The sequence below is a fragment of the Acinetobacter sp. GFQ9D191M genome (genome assembly GCF_011174875.1).
GTDB lineage: Bacteria > Pseudomonadota > Gammaproteobacteria > Pseudomonadales > Moraxellaceae > Acinetobacter.
On the sequence record NZ_JAALGV010000138.1, the window covers coordinates 13,284 to 28,932 of the forward strand.

The 15,649-nt window shown below is 42.9% G+C and carries 13 protein-coding genes and 1 pseudogene; 6 read left to right on the forward strand and 8 right to left on the reverse strand.

Going from position 1 to position 15,649, the window contains the following annotated elements; genetic code table 11:
- Positions 1-7: 7 nt before the first annotated feature.
- The 3 genes from nuoC to ndhC form a co-directional block, all read right to left on the reverse strand.
- Positions 8-1,795: an NADH-quinone oxidoreductase subunit C/D gene (nuoC, locus tag G5T77_RS16285; protein WP_034702039.1), complete on the reverse strand. Its 1,788-nt coding sequence runs from the start codon at positions 1,793-1,795 to the stop codon at positions 8-10.
- Positions 1,796-1,885: 90 nt separating this feature from the next.
- Entirely contained in the window at positions 1,886-2,566 is a 681-nt protein-coding gene (locus tag G5T77_RS16290; RefSeq protein WP_004785090.1) for an NADH-quinone oxidoreductase subunit B, read from the reverse strand.
- A 6-nt stretch (positions 2,567-2,572) separates the two neighbouring features.
- Positions 2,573-3,118 (reverse strand): NADH-quinone oxidoreductase subunit A, encoded by a 546-nt coding sequence (gene ndhC / locus G5T77_RS16295; RefSeq protein WP_004785092.1) that lies wholly within the window; start codon positions 3,116-3,118, stop codon positions 2,573-2,575.
- A 575-nt stretch (positions 3,119-3,693) separates the two neighbouring features.
- On the opposite strand from ndhC, the gene G5T77_RS16300 reads away from it, so the two are divergent.
- Positions 3,694-4,050, forward strand: a complete 357-nt coding sequence (locus tag G5T77_RS16300; protein WP_004785094.1) for a hypothetical protein — start codon at positions 3,694-3,696, stop codon at positions 4,048-4,050.
- Positions 4,051-4,110: 60 nt separating this feature from the next.
- Here the strand turns inward: G5T77_RS16300 and bfmS are convergent, their stop codons facing one another.
- Together bfmS and bfmR are read right to left on the reverse strand one after the other, a co-directional pair.
- On the reverse strand, positions 4,111-5,787 hold the full coding sequence (gene bfmS / locus G5T77_RS16305; protein WP_166138643.1) for a sensor histidine kinase BfmS: 1,677 nt from the start codon (positions 5,785-5,787) through the stop codon (positions 4,111-4,113).
- A 41-nt stretch (positions 5,788-5,828) separates the two neighbouring features.
- Positions 5,829-6,545, reverse strand: a complete 717-nt coding sequence (bfmR, locus tag G5T77_RS16310) for a response regulator transcription factor BfmR (protein WP_004785097.1) — start codon at positions 6,543-6,545, stop codon at positions 5,829-5,831.
- Between the two features lie 569 nt (positions 6,546-7,114).
- On the opposite strand from bfmR, the gene G5T77_RS16315 reads away from it, so the two are divergent.
- The 3 genes from G5T77_RS16315 (at position 7,115) to G5T77_RS16320 (ending at position 12,036) form a co-directional block, all read left to right on the forward strand.
- Positions 7,115-9,949, forward strand: a complete 2,835-nt coding sequence (locus G5T77_RS16315) for a ribonucleoside-diphosphate reductase subunit alpha (protein WP_159124296.1) — start codon at positions 7,115-7,117, stop codon at positions 9,947-9,949.
- A gap of 533 nt (positions 9,950-10,482) precedes the next feature.
- Positions 10,483-10,614, forward strand: coding sequence for a hypothetical protein (locus G5T77_RS17405; RefSeq protein WP_005237071.1), 132 nt, complete (start codon positions 10,483-10,485; stop codon positions 10,612-10,614).
- Positions 10,615-10,752: 138 nt separating this feature from the next.
- The gene (locus tag G5T77_RS16320; protein ID WP_004785102.1) at positions 10,753-12,036 is read left to right on the forward strand and encodes a ribonucleotide-diphosphate reductase subunit beta; all 1,284 of its coding nucleotides are present in this window, start codon (positions 10,753-10,755) and stop codon (positions 12,034-12,036) included.
- An 81-nt stretch (positions 12,037-12,117) separates the two neighbouring features.
- Here G5T77_RS16320 and G5T77_RS16325 read toward each other — a convergent pair whose 3' ends face one another.
- Positions 12,118-12,708, reverse strand: coding sequence for a DUF4142 domain-containing protein (locus G5T77_RS16325; protein ID WP_171505613.1), 591 nt, complete (start codon positions 12,706-12,708; stop codon positions 12,118-12,120).
- Between the two features lie 525 nt (positions 12,709-13,233).
- Between G5T77_RS16325 and G5T77_RS16330 the strand changes: the two genes are divergently transcribed.
- Entirely contained in the window at positions 13,234-13,842 is a 609-nt protein-coding gene (locus G5T77_RS16330; RefSeq protein ID WP_159124294.1) for a DUF805 domain-containing protein, read from the forward strand.
- 82 nt (positions 13,843-13,924) lie between these two features.
- On the forward strand, positions 13,925-14,380 hold the full coding sequence (locus tag G5T77_RS16335) for a hypothetical protein (RefSeq protein ID WP_159124293.1): 456 nt from the start codon (positions 13,925-13,927) through the stop codon (positions 14,378-14,380).
- A 102-nt stretch (positions 14,381-14,482) separates the two neighbouring features.
- Here the strand turns inward: G5T77_RS16335 and G5T77_RS16340 are convergent, their stop codons facing one another.
- On the reverse strand, positions 14,483-15,526 hold the full coding sequence (locus tag G5T77_RS16340; RefSeq protein ID WP_159124292.1) for a type I secretion C-terminal target domain-containing protein: 1,044 nt from the start codon (positions 15,524-15,526) through the stop codon (positions 14,483-14,485).
- Between the two features lie 23 nt (positions 15,527-15,549).
- Positions 15,550-15,649: pseudogene (locus G5T77_RS16345) on the reverse strand (IS982 family transposase); the annotation flags it as partial.

Genomic DNA, 15,649 nt, shown 5'->3' on the forward strand with positions numbered 1-15,649 from the left:
TTACCCCTTAGCGATCCACGTCAGCCATTACGACGTCGATTGTCGCTAAATAAATGATTAAGTCAGATACAAGACTGCCGTTAATCACAGAAGGCATTTGCTGTAAATGCGTGAAAGTTGGTGTACGAATACGGGTACGGTAACTCATGGTTGACTTGTCTGAAGTCAGATAATAAGTCGACGCACCTTTCACCACTTCTGCCATCACAGATGATTCACCTGCAGGCATTACAGGACCCCAAGAAACGCTCAAGAAGTGCGTAATCAAGGTTTCAATATCTTGTAATGTTTTGTCTTTTGGTGGTGGAACAGCCAGCGGATGGTCCGCTTTGTACGCACCAGATGGCATATTCTCTAGACACTGCTTAATGATTTTCAGTGACTGTTCGATTTCACGGAAGTGAACAATCACACGAGCATATGCATCGCCTTCGTACTCAACCGGTACTTCGAAGTCGTAATTTTCATAACCACTGTATGGACGGTATTTACGCACGTCAAAGTCGATACCTGTCGCACGCAGACCAGTACCTGTTACACCCCATGCCAATGCAGATTTCGCATCGTACTGAGCCACATTACGGGTACGACCCACAAATACAGAGTTTTTCAGTGCTGCAGTATAGTATTCGTTCAAACGCTTAGGCATCCAGTCGAGCAAGTCTCGAACCAGTTTTTCCCAACCGTTTGGCAAGTCATGTGCAGTACCACCGATACGGAACCATGCTGGATGCATACGGTAACCAGTAATCGCTTCCACAATGTCATACACTTTCTGACGGTCAGCGAACATATAGAATACAGGGGTCATACCGCCGGCATCCTGAATCGCAGTACCGATGTATAGCAAGTGGTTATTGATACGGAACAATTCCGACATCATGACACGGATACATTGTGCGCGGTCTGGCACAGTAATGCCTGCCAATTGTTCCACACCCATCACATACGGCATGTTTTGAGCACAACCACCCAAATAGTCCACACGGTCAGTATACGGAATGAATGAATGCCAAGTTTGACGTTCAGCCATCTTTTCCACACCACGGTGGTGATAGCCGATATCTGGCACACAGTCTTTCACTTCTTCACCATCCAACTGCAAAATTACACGGAACGCACCGTGCGCAGACGGGTGGTTAGGACCCAAATTCAGGAACATGAAATCTTCATCTGCATTACCGCGCTTCAGACCCCAGTCTTCTGGCACGAAACGTAGATGTTCCTGTTCAAAGTCCTGCTTGGCTTTGTCTTGAATATACGGAGTATATTCAGTCGCACGTGCAGAATATTCTTTACGTAGCGGATGACCTTCCCAGTAGGTTGGCAACAAGATACGACGGAGCATTGGATGCCCTTCGAAATTGATGCCGAACATGTCATAAGCTTCACGCTCATACCAGTTCGCATTTGGCCAGATATTCGTTGCGGTCGGAATATTCAGATCGCTGTCGCTTAATGCAACTTTAATACGAATGTCACAGTTACGCTCTAAAGATAATAAATGATAGAACACTGTGAATTCTGACGCAGGCAAACCGTCACGGTGCGTACGTAAACGCTCATCTACTGCAGACAAGTCGAATAGCATCACGTATGGACGTGGCACGGTACGCAAGAACATCAATACTTCTTGTACACGTGCGCGCTCAACCCAAACTGTCGGGAAATCCTCGAAAGTTGTTTGCACAAAGAAGTTCTCACCAAACTTGGTTTTGAGCTCTTCAATGATGGCAAATGCTGGGCGTGAATCAACTGCTGTTGATTCTGGCATAGCAATGTCAGTTTCAGCCATTGGCTTGGCTTCCTATTTAATACAAATTCAGTCAACCTAAACGACAACTACACCCATAGCGGGTGCACAACAAAAAACCGGTCGTTTAAATTATTTAATTTCATCCATAGAGCGTAAGTTCTTCACAGCAACACGCTGGTCTTTCTTACGGTCACGTTCCGGCATCATCTTTGGCTTATACACTGGCTTAAGATCATCACCGATTACCGCAGACAGCGGACGACGCTCTAATTGAATTTGGTCTTGTAACAGCATTAATGCCTGGATCAATGCTTCAGGACGTGGTGGGCAGCCCGGAACGTATACATCTACCGGAATAATCTTGTCCACACCTTGTACGACTGAATAAATATCGTACATACCACCTGAGTTCGCACACGCACCCATTGAAATCACCCATTTCGGTTCAAGCATCTGTTCATACAGACGTTGAATTACCGGAGCCATTTTCACGAAGCATGTACCTGCTACAATCATCAAGTCTGCCTGACGCGGTGAAGCACGGATAACTTCGGCACCAAAACGTGACAAGTCATGTACACCGGTCAAAGTCGTTGCATATTCAACGTAGCAGCAAGATGTACCAAAGTTAAATGGCCAAACTGAGTTCTTACGACCCCAGTTCACTGCTGTGTGCATTACATCCTCTAGGCGAGTCATGAACACATTTTTATTCACTTCTTCTTCTAGAAGCGGATCTTCTACAACGATACGCTCTTGAAGTGGATATTCATCAGCATTCGGATTCGCACGGGTTAATGTATATTTCATCCCGAGTTACTCCTTATCAGAGGGTTGAACTTGTGATTTTTTCACAAGACCAGATGATTGAGCTGGGATTTGACCAGTTGGATCCATAACCAATTCTTCAACTGAGTTGAAGCGCGTAATTTCTGCAAGATCCATATTTGGCGAACCAATTTTAGCTTTGTATCCTGCTGCTTTACGTCTGTCTGAAGGTGCCCAGTTCAGTGCGCCTGTCGATAATTCGTAAACCAAACCAACAAGTAAAACCAAAATAAAGATAGCTGCAGTTGCAAAACCAATCCAACCTACTTCACGAACAGAAGATGCCCATGCATACAGGTAAAGTGCTTCGAGGTCGAAGACTACAAAGAAAATTGCAACTAAATAGAATTTCGCAGACAAGCGGATACGAGCTCCACCTGCGCTGACTACGCCTGACTCAAACTGCTCCTGCTTGGCACGGCCCCATGATTTACCCCCGAGGAGTAATGGGACAGTGAGCATAAAGACGCATAAAAATGTAACGCCGATCACGAAGGCAATAATTGCCCATTCGTATGGAGTAATGGCACTCATGCGGGGATAACTCCTGGCAGGCCGATTTATTAACAAAGAATGTATGTATTGGCCTTCAAATACACCAAACACAAAATTAATCCCGCCAATTGTACCTGATTTTGGATTTCACTTGCTAGCTTATAAGCCTTAGTCTTTTGGATGATTTTTTAGACATTCCTAATTTTATTCTGGCTTTAAGCTCAGAGAATCTCAACCGATCGTTTTTTTAAATTAAAGTTTAAATTTCCATTATTTTTTTCTAAACCCAGATAGACTTTTAAAGCCCTGCTTAATTAAGCCTCACTCCTTGTACAGTGGCTGGCTACCCACCCCATGAAAAGAAACTTATAAAGAATCAATCAAAAACATTTCACCTTTGCATAATGCCTCGAAAAAATCAGTGTGTTTTTAAAAGATGTTTAACATGAATGTTGTCATTCAATTAGAAGTCGCCCTTTTCTGCCCGCTCTCGGTAAGCCTTAAAAGAGCAATTGTGTATTTTTGCAACACGTCCAACAGTTTGATTCAGATTATGATATTTCTATTTTTAAACCCACTATGACATTTATAAAGTAACAATAAGGAGTCTATGCATGTCTCTACGATTTACCCATAAACCTGATTATTTTTTCTTTGCTCAATTATTGATGCGACATGTAGAAAGCTATATCCAAAAACATCAGGATGCCAGCAATGCAATCTTTGACTTAGGGGATATTCATAAACTTTTCCAGACAGACTATGCCTCTTCCAGCATTAACCTAGACGGTATTATGAATATTGCCGATGAGTACAAGCTTGAAACCTTATCTGGTGACCAAAAGCTAATCCAAAGCTATCAGGTAGATGTTAAAAATAACAAGCTACTGATCAACTTCAATTCTGATGCCTTAAACAGCCTGAAAGAAGGCAAGCCACTGATTGAACCGGATGCTACCATCCATGAATAATCCCCTTTAAATAGCCATAAAAAAACGATACCTATGTATCGTTTTTTCTCACCTAAACTCTTATTCTGATTGATCTGACACTTCAGCTTTTTCCAGCTTTTCGATCGGTTTTTGCTTGATTTTTTTACCGTAACGGCTGGCTGGCCAAATCATGATAAAGCGTGCACCACCCAGTGTCGGACTTTGATCGACCTGAATCTCTCCACCAAACCAGTAAGCAATCCGGCTGACAATAGACAAGCCCAAACCATAACCCCCTGAAGCACGGGTACGACTATCATCCAGTCGGGCAAAGGCTTCAAAGATACGAGCGCGGTCAGCTTCCGGAATCCCCGGACCATCATCTTCTACACAGATATATGCCATGCCCTTAGCATCTAGTCCACCGCTGATCAGGATTTTCTGCTCACAGTAGCGTACTGCATTACCCACCAGATTTTGCACCACACGATGCAGGTAACGTCGTTCAGCTTCTACGGTTACAGGTACTGGCATTGGCAGCACTTCGACTTCTTTTCCAGTTTTTAGAGCATCTGTTTCGACTGCCACCTGCTCCAACACTTCAAACAGATCAATATCTTCAAATTCAATTGAAGGCATGCCCTGTTCCAGTTTGGCATAAGTCATGATTTCATCGATCAAGGTATTTAAGGCTTCAATATCCTTATCGATCTGCTCAACCTGCTGCAGGCGGTAATCATAGTCGTCTTCATCTGCCATCATTTCCACTGCAAAACGGATACGGGCAACAGGTGTACGCAGCTCATGCGATACCGCACGCATCAATTCACGCTGCGCTTCAATCAGACGCTGAATATGATCCGACATATTGTTATAGCTGGAAGCCAGCGTCGCCATCTCATCACTACCCTCTACCGGAAGACGCAATGACATGTTCCCGGTTTTCATCTTGTTCAGGGCATAGCTAACTTCACGCAGTTTACGCTGCATTGGCACCAGCAGACCATAAATCCCCAGACTCAAGACAAACAAGCTCAATAAGGTAATTCCGGCAGCTAACTGGAATGGCATCCAGTTAAATAACGGCACTGGCCCCATGACTAGCACTTCAGACGTCGAGCTAGGAATAGGAGAAATGATTGAAATCGTAGTACCGCGAATTGAGGCACTGTCACGATATAGGATAATGCTGTGATCTAGACGCAAACGTCCGATCTGCTCGGAATCTAGTGGCAGGCTCTGGACATTTTCGATCGAGATTGGATAAGAGAAATAATCCTGAATTCGCTTCAGGTATTCTTTTTCCTGACCTGGGTAGTACACCAGATAGTCCAGAATAAAGACTGGTAAAGCCTTCATCTGACGTTCAGTAATATTATCCGCCTTAATATAAAGATAATGACTTGGATCATCACGTAGCCCAATGACAATATAAGCTACCCCGGTTTTGGCATCCCAACGCACGACTGCCTTACGGTCAGCCAGACGTCGGCCTTCCGCCCGGGTAATATCCACTTTACTGGCTTCAACATAGTAGATCGGCAATTCTAACAGATCAGACGCATCTGAAACCCAGTCCATCTTTTGCTGCAGATTAGGCTGTCTCGCAACCCCCTCACTGATAATATATGCCATACCATCAGTCAGGGATTCACGATACTCCTGCGCACGCTGGTAGTTGATGATCTGTACCAGCAGATAGCTGAATACTGCCACCAGGACCACAAGCATGACCAAGCCTGCGTATATCCGCAAAAATATACTGTGTTTAAACACCTATAAATTATCCTGTTTATTCAGGCGGCTAAAGGCACCGATTAGATACCGTTAGTTTCTTTGACGAATAGATAACCTTTACTACGTACTGTTTTAATACGTTTTGGATTTTCAGGATCGTCACCAATTTTTGGACGAATGCGCGAGATACGCACATCAATTGAACGGTCTTGGCCGTCATATTCGATACCGCGTAGACGTTCAAAGATATCTTCACGTGACAGGATGCGGCCCGCATTTGAAGCCAGCAGCCACAACAGGTCATATTCTGCACTGGTAAAGTCAACCAGCTCACCATTTAAGGTCACTGAACGACCACCATTGTCGATCACTAGGTCATCAAATTCGATGCGTTGAGCCACTTCATCTTCAGGCACCTTGTCGGTACGACGCAATAAAGCACGAATACGAGCTAATAGGACACGCGGCTGAACCGGTTTAGCGACATAGTCATCTGCACCCATTTCCAGACCTAGGACCTGATCCATATCTTCAGTACGTGCAGTTAGCATTAAAATCGGTTGATGATAATGTGGACGAACTTCACGACAGATGGTCAAACCATCAGCACCGGGCAACATGACATCTAGAACCACCATGTCTGGTTGCTCGGCAATAATACGACGAATAGCACGGTTGCCATCCGGCTCTACCCCAACCTCAAGACCATTACGGATGAGGTATTCTTGTGTTAAACGAGCAAGACGCTCATCATCTTCAACAATTAGAATTTTAGGTAACTTTTCTTCTTGGCTCATGTGTTGCCCCTTTATTTGATGGACGCATGCTACGGACGTATCCTTTTGAAATCCAATAGATACGTTTTTAATATGCTTGCAATATACACACGTTTACATTGTAAACAAGATAGCGTTCACCAAACCAATACATCAAAGTAGCATTTTGTAATATTTTATCGTGCACATTTCACTCGAATGTGCATTTAACTACCGTTTGTCGGCTTATTTGCATCGATTAAAGCTTAATCTGAACAAAATGTGACTAGTTGATTCAGGCCTTTTTAGTTATCCACAATGTTATCTATAAGCACTTTTTGCCAGCTTTGATATGCTATGCCTTGCCGGATAAGGCTTATGCAAGAATCAATAAAAATTGGGATCTTTTTGCAAAAGATTAAGATAAAACTTCAGAAAAATATTTAGCAAAATGTCAATATTGATCTACCCTAAATTTTCCCGTATCTTGTGTTCAATTAATTTTATAACCACTAGGTCTTGTGTTTATTCCTCGAACACTGTGGCACGATTTTTGCCCAGTTCAAACGGTCCATAAACATAAAAATAGATGACAATGGAGCTATGCTAACATGAGCGTAATCACGTCCACTCCGGGTCAACTTCAGGTGATTAAACGCACCGGTGATGTTGCCGCTTTTGATGCAGAAAAAATTTCTGTTGCAATTGGAAAAGCATTTTTGGCAGTAGAAGGCCAGCAAAGTGCAGATTCGAGCCGTATACACGACCGTATCGAACAATTAACGGAAATGGTTCTGAATACATTCAAACGCCGTTTACCATCGGGTGGTACGATCCATATCGAAGAAATTCAGGATCAGGTTGAACTTGCGCTGATGCGTACTGGCGAACAGAAAGTTGCACGTGCCTATGTCATCTACCGTGAACAACGTTCTGAAGCGCGCAAACAGTTAGGTGCCAACCATCACCCTACACTGCAAGTCACTGATGCAGAAGGTAAATTAAAGCCGCTTGACTTAAGCGAATTGACTGCGACTGTGACTCGTGCTGCTGAAGGCCTTGAAGGGATCGACGTACAGGCGATTGTCGATGAGACCGTAAAAAACCTTTATAATGGTGTAAAAGAGTCTGACATCTCTACCACAATGATGATGGCAACTCGTACCCGTATTGAGCAAGAACCTAACTATACTTATGTGACTGCACGTCTGTTGCGTGATGACCTGGTGGCTACCGGTTTAGAGTTCTTGGGTCTATCCACTGATACTAATGAAGGTGATGCACTTGAAACTTTCCTGAAAAAAGGGATTGAGTTAGAGCTTCTTTCACCTGAATTGTTAAACTTTGACCTGGCTAAGCTGGCTGCAGCGATTCAACCAGAACGTTCAAACCAGTTCACTTACCTAGGTCTGCAAACCCTATTTGACCGTTACTTTATCCACTCAGATGGCGTGCGTTTCGAATTGCCGCAATTGTTCTTCATGCGTGTGTCTATGGGTCTTGCCCTGAACGAAGATAACCGTGAAGACCGTGCAATCGAGTTCTATAACTTATTGTCTAGCTTCGACTACATGGCGTCTACGCCTACCCTGTTCAACTCAGGTACGCTACGTCCACAGTTATCTAGCTGCTACTTAACTACAATTGATGATGATCTGTTTGACATCTATGGCGCGATGCGTGATAACGCAATGCTGTCTAAATGGGCAGGCGGTTTAGGTAATGACTGGACTCCAGTTCGTGCCCTGAACTCTTACATTAAAGGTACAAACGGTAAGTCTCAAGGTGTGGTGCCATTCCTTAAAGTTGCCAACGATACTGCTGTTGCAGTAAATCAGGGTGGTAAACGTAAAGGTGCGGTATGTGCATACCTGGAAACCTGGCATCTGGATATCGAAGAATTCCTTGAGCTGCGTAAGAACACTGGTGATGACCGTCGCCGTACTCACGACATGAACACTGCGAACTGGGTTCCTGACCTGTTCATGCAACGTGTATTTGAAGATGCCGAATGGACTCTGTTCACCCCTTCTGAAACACCTGATCTTCACGATCTGACTGGTGCAGAATTCGCTGAGCGTTATGCTTACTACGAAAGCATTGCCAAAGAAACAAATATGTTGCACAAGAAAATCCGTGCAAAAGATTTGTGGCGCAAAATGTTGTCTATGTTGTTTGAAACAGGTCACCCTTGGATCACATTTAAAGACGTATGTAACCTGCGTTCACCACAACAACACGTAGGTGTGGTTCACTCTTCTAACCTTTGTACAGAAATCACCCTGAACACCAGCAAAGAAGAAATCGCAGTATGTAACTTAGGTTCGATCAACCTGGTACAACACGTCCAAGGCGGCAAGCTGGATCGTGAAAAACTGGCGCGTACAGTGAAAACTGCGGTTCGTATGCTCGATAACGTCATCGACATCAACTACTACGCAGTTCCACAAGCACGTAACTCGAACCTGAAACACCGTCCAGTCGGTATGGGTATCATGGGCTTCCAGGATGCGCTTTACGAAATGGGTATGGCTTACGGTTCTGACGCTGCGGTTGAGTTTGCTGATGAATCAATGGAAGTGATTTCTTACTACGCAATTTCAACTTCAAGTGACCTTGCTGTTGAACGCGGTACGTATGAAACATTCAAAGGCTCATTGTGGGATCAAGGTATTCTGCCAATCGACTCACTTGACCTGGTTGCGAAAACTCGTCCAGAACGCATGTTTGAAGTAGACCGCACACAACGTCTGGACTGGGACACTTTACGTGCCAAAGTTCAAAAAGACGGTATGCGTAATTCGAATGTGATGGCGATTGCTCCGACTGCAACTATTTCGAACATTTGTGGCGTGTCTCAGTCAATCGAGCCTACATTCCAGAACCTGTATGTGAAATCTAACCTGTCTGGTGAATTCACAGTGATCAACCCGTACCTGGTACGTGCGTTGAAAGAACGTGGTCTTTGGGATGCAGTGATGGTCAATGACCTGAAACACTTTGAAGGTTCAGTACAAAAGATTTCTCGTATTCCTGAAGAATTGAAAGCGATCTTTGCGACTGCGTTTGAAGTTGAGCCACGCTGGATCGTAGATGCTGCTTCTCGTCGTCAAAAATGGATCGATCAGGCGCAATCTCTGAACCTGTACATCGCTGGTGCAAACGGTAAGAAACTGGACATCACTTACAAGATGGCTTGGTTACGTGGTCTGAAAACGACTTACTACCTACGTGCCTTAGGTGCAACTTCTGCTGAGAAATCAACCATTAATACTGGTGCATTGAATGCAGTTAAGCCTGCAACTGTTGCGGCTCCTGTAGTTGCAGCACCAGTGGTTGAAGAGAAAAAACCTGAAGCGCCTGTAGAGGAAGAAGGTTTCACTCAAGCAGCGCCAGTGCCACAAGCATGTTCAATTGATAATCCTGATTGTGAGGCTTGTCAGTAATCTGACGGGTTTCTAATCCACCCCGACCCTCCTTTTTCAAAGGAGGGAGATTTCTCGAAGCAAATGGTGGGATGCAAGTCCCCCTTTGCAAAAGGGGGATTTAGGGGGATTCCAAACTAACTGAGAAAAATCAAAGGAGGTGCGGATATAAAGAAAAATTTTAGGCAATAAAAATGGCCTGCCAAAACTGACAGACCATTGGTTTGAAAACCCAAGCTTTCAGAGGAAATACTTCCCTGAATCGCTAGAGTATTCTAGATGTTAAATTTTCGACGACTTAACGCAGAATACTTTAGCAAAGTTTAGGTAAAGAGTCATCCTCTGAAAGCGTCTTTTACAAAAAGGAGATGCTGATGAGAGTTATGTGCTCGTTGGATAAGCCTGTCAGTGTGTGCAACTACACTCGCATCCGATTTAATCGGTTAGAGTATGTTCGCTCACATTGTCGGAGTTATCCGAATCAAGCTCAACTAAGCTTGTGGTAAAAAGATGGGAGGCTGAAAAGCCTCTCGACTTAAATTAAAGGAAAACCTATGCCCCATATGACTCACAACTACATGTTAGGACTTGTGGCATTGATCCTTTCCTTTGCCGTTACCTTTTACGCACCGATTGCTTATTTCTGGTTTAAAGTTCGCCAGCAACAGCGTAAACAAAATAAGTAGTGGGGATTTATCTCTGAACAAATTCAGAGCATTCATCGACAAAACTTAATTTTGTTTACACAAATTGAGCGTATAGTAAGACATCTCAGCACTGCTGGATGTCTAATAAAAGATATAAAGCAACTAGAGAGAATTGATATGTCTATCCTAAGTTGGGACGATTTCGAAGATGATTCGCAAAAACCGGCTGCACCTGAACAGCAGCCTACGCCCGTCGAGCCGAAAAAAACGGCTAATCCGCAGATGGTATCTGATGCAAGCAACACATCGTCGAATGTGGCAGCTGCACAACCCGCTGCAGCCCCTCGAAGCGCAGGATCAAATTCAACCGATTCACTGGCAAGAGCATCTGCTTCCCTAGACCAACTGGACGTTGCGCCTGGTCTTGAAGAACTTGAGATGGGCGCACAGCGTGTACAGGTTGATGATAAACGTATGATCAACTGCCGTGCTGACTTGAACCAGTTAGTGCCATTCAAATACGAATGGGCTTGGCAGAAATATCTGGATGGTTGTGCGAACCACTGGATGCCTCAAGAAATCAACATGAACCACGACATCGCGTTGTGGAAGTCTGAAAATGGCTTGACTGAAGATGAACGTACCATCGTGATGCGTTCACTTGGTTTCTTCTCTACTGCGGATTCACTAGTAGCAAACAATCTGGTATTGGCGATCTACCGTCACATCACCAACCCTGAATGCCGTCAGTACATCCTGCGTCAGTCATTTGAAGAAGCGATTCATACGCATGCTTACCAGTACTGTATTGAATCTTTAGGTATGGATGAAGGCGAAGTCTTTAATATGTACCGCGAAGTTCCATCAGTTGCGCGTAAAGCGGCTTGGGGCCTGAAATATACTCAATCTTTAAGTGATCCTACTTTCAAAACCGGTACACCAGAAAACGACCAGATCTTGCTTCGCAACCTGATCGCATTCTACTGTGTACTTGAAGGTATCTTCTTCTACTGCGGTTTCACCCAAATTCTGTCTATGGGTCGTCGTAACAAGATGAATGGTGTTGCTGAGCAATTCCAGTACATCCTGCGTGATGAATCTATGCACCTGAACTTCGGTATTGATATGATCAACCAGATCAAGATCGAGAACCCACATCTGTGGACTGCTGAATTCCAGCAAGAAGTGATTCAGATGATCCTTGAAGGCACCATGCTTGAAATCGAATATGCACGTGACACGATGCCACGCGGTGTATTGGGCATGAATGCCGGTATGATGGAAGAATACCTGAAATTTATCTGTAACCGTCGCTTGAGCCAGTTAGGCTTGCCTGAACAGTTTACTGGTGTGAACAATCCATTCCAGTGGATGTCAGAAATGATGGATCTACGTAAAGAGAAGAACTTCTTCGAAACTCGCGTAACAGATTATCAAACTGGTGGCGCGTTAAGCTGGTAAGAAATATCACATAATATATAAAGTATTATGATCAAAAAAACCGCCTAAAATGGCGGTTTTTTTATTGGATGAATGCTTAACTTATTTCATCTTTTCAACGATTTGTTCAGCTTTTTTCAGATGTGTCGCTACCGCAGTACGGGTGTGCGTCAACATGCTTTTTAATTCCGCATTTTTCGCATTTGGAATCAATTGTGTATCCAAAGTGTTCAGGGCTTTACGATGTACTTCAACCTGACTCATCATATAGTCTTTATCGGCTGCAGATGGCTTGCTCAGGTCAGTAACAATCTTGTCACTATCGCTTTGCAATGCCGTACTGAGACTGCTTGCTTGAGGAGTTAATTTTAAACGGTCTGCCAGAGCCTGGCCTTTTTTCTCGTTCGCTGTATGTTCGCTAATCATCATTTGCGCATACTTACGTGCGTCATCTGTTTTAAGCTTAGGCAAGGCTGTTTTTGCCTGTTTGATTTCACCGTTATTGACCGTACTTACAACCTTAATCACTTGGCTCTCAGTTAAATTCATTCGGCTGTCATTTGATGCTTTAGAATTTGCTTGAGCAGCAGTTGAAGATTGCTGATTCATTGCCATCGTTTGACCAGCAGTGAATAGCAATACACCACTCATCGCAACGCAGTTAATCATCTTCTTCATTGGAATAGCTTTCATCATGACACCCTTTAATGTTTTATTAATTAAAATTGCCTTTATAAAATAGGTGAATTCACTTAAAAACAGTGTAATGTTTAAGTTGTTTTATGAGATCAATATCTAAGCATTTATTAACTTAAGCAAAGTCTGTTGGGGATTAGTTTCTTATTCAAACTCTACGTAAAAATTCGCAATATATTTATATTGAATAAAATACTAAAATTAATTAAGTTATTGATTTAAATTCTATTTTATAAATTTCAGTATATTTTTAGCCTTATTAAACTTATCTTAGTTTTGCTCCATTAAATCATTCCTTATTATTCAACAAATTAAGAAAATCTAAATTTAACTAAATTATTTGTTATCGGCTAAATCAACTTCTTATTAATCAGAACTTCTAGCTTTAGATAGTGAAAATTTATTACCTAAATATTTTTATAAAAGCTTGATCTCAAAATAAATTTCCTATGCTACTATCGGCCATATATGAATAATATTTATACAAATCCATAATAGCCAGAAGATAAATAGAGAGGGCTTATGAAAGGTTCCATCCTGGATTTTTCTATTCAAGATAATACGGGTTTTATCACAGGGGATGATAACAACCGCTACAGTTTTAGCGGTGCAGACTGGCGTGGACAACGCCCTCCTTCACGCGGTGACCGGGTTGATTTTATTGTTAACTCAACCGGTCAGGCAGCAGATATTTATCTGGCTTTGGGAAACTCGATTCATCTGGGAGAAAGCATTAGCAATCAGATTAATAAATATTCCAATCTGGATCAGGCTGAAGAGAATTACAGCAGTATCGACTGGTTTGTAAAATGTCTAACCAATTATGCAAACTTTTCAGGTCGTGCACGCCGTAAAGAATTTTGGTTCTTTATGCTGTTTTGTGTAATTTTAAGCATTATTAGTGAAGCCATTGATGCAGTTTTAGGCACCAAACCTTTGGTGAATGGCCTGCTAAATTTAGCGCTTCTGCTCCCAAGTCTGGCTGTAGGGGCACGTCGCTTGCATGACATTGGACGCTCTGGATGGTGGCAATTGCTTGTACTGACAGGGATAGGAGCCATTTTACTCATTATCTGGTGGGCAAGTGATACCAAAAAAGAAAATAATGAATATGGTGCTCCTGCCAAGTAATGGAACATTACATATCCCGTCTTGATACGGGATATGTTTATAGATTATTTAATTTAATATCAAAGCAATACGTAGGCAATTCATGCTGCAAGATCAGTTATCCAAACTTCCCAATGCAATATGGGTGCAAATTTATAAAGATAAAATGCAACTGATGGACAATGAGGGCACGATTGTGCAAACAATGGTCCCTCCCGTTCCCTATGCGCATGAACGCAGCATCATTGCCGACTTTAATGCTGCCTCAGACACCCTAAAACAGCTGGTATCTACTTCAATTGTTCAAAAACTTTGGGGCTCTACAACGCTGCTGCAAGTTATGGATATGCCTGAAGAGGGTCTGACAGCTCTTGAACAGCGTGCCCTGCTAGAATTAGGTTATGAAAATAGTGCACAAAAGGTGATTCTGTATGATCCCGCAGGTCAGGAAATTACGAAAGCGAGCTTAAGCACCACTTATCCTAAAACCAATCTAAAAATCTTTCTGATTATCTTAATTGTCGTCATTGCTGCTTCTATCTGGTTTTTAACACTTTAAATGCCATATAAAATTAAAAAACCCCGCATTAAGCGGGATTTTTTAATTGAAGTTCAATGACATCATAAATTTTTATGAATAATCCATTTTAAAAACTTCTGATTAGATTGGATTATATTTAATGATGTCATCCAGCTGTAAAGTTGCACTGTCTACATTCTGTAATATCAGCAAATCAGCGCGTGCAAAGGTGGTATTAGTATCGGAACCATCACGATCGATCGTCACGACTGTATCATCTCCACGTTGTTCGAGTGTGATATAGTTCCCCAGATTTGACGCATTTACTGCCTGATCACTTAATAATGCAGATACATCGATGGTGTCACCTTCAACTGCATTGAAGTCAGTCCAGGTATCTGTACCATTGCCGCCAGTTGCATCAGCATCATTTAGTAAATAATAGATCGCTGTATCGGCTCCTGCACCACCCGTCAGGATGTCATCACCTGCACCACCCTGTAACAGGTTATCTGTTGGATCGTCAGCATAGTTAATTATCTGGTTTACGCGATCAATATTGATCACCAGATTTGCTGAAGCACTTTCCTGATCGGCCTGTCCGGCATTACGCGTTACCGTATATTCAAATACTTCACTGAGTAATGGGCCCTGGCCTAATGAACTATTGTATTCATAACTGAAATTACCATTTTCATAGAGTTTGAGCTCACCATATGTCCCTTCGATAATGGTAAAGTTACCTCCCTCATCACTTAAATCGAAAGTTACTGGCTGCCCATTAATCTCAGTTAATACGCCACCCGCCCAATTATCCGCTTGTGTGCCGTCGGCTGAAGTTTCCTGAATATTGCCTGTTGCACGGTAGATTTCTCCATTGACTTCGTAGACTTCAGCAGTGGTTCCACCAAATAGCGTTAATGGATTACTTAAGGCTTCTTGAGCGATCAGGTCTATTAAGCCATCAACAGCTGGTAAAACATCATCCAGCCCTAAAGTACTTAGCAATGCATTTAATGATCCGAGCAAGGTATTTAAACCAGTCGTTAGGCCAGTTTCTTCAAGCACGGTATCTAGCAAAATATCGCTAACTAGTGGTTCAACCAGGTTATCGAATAATGCCTGGCCTGCACCATCTACCCCTTCTAAAATTCCATTTAGAAGCGCATCTAATGCTGTACCCAATCCTAAAGTAACCCGAATCCTGCTTAAGCCGATGACTTCATAATTTGAATTGTTGGCTTATTTTTATAGATCAGTTGATATGCACACAAGGACGCGTAAATCCCTCCTAGAAATCCATGAACA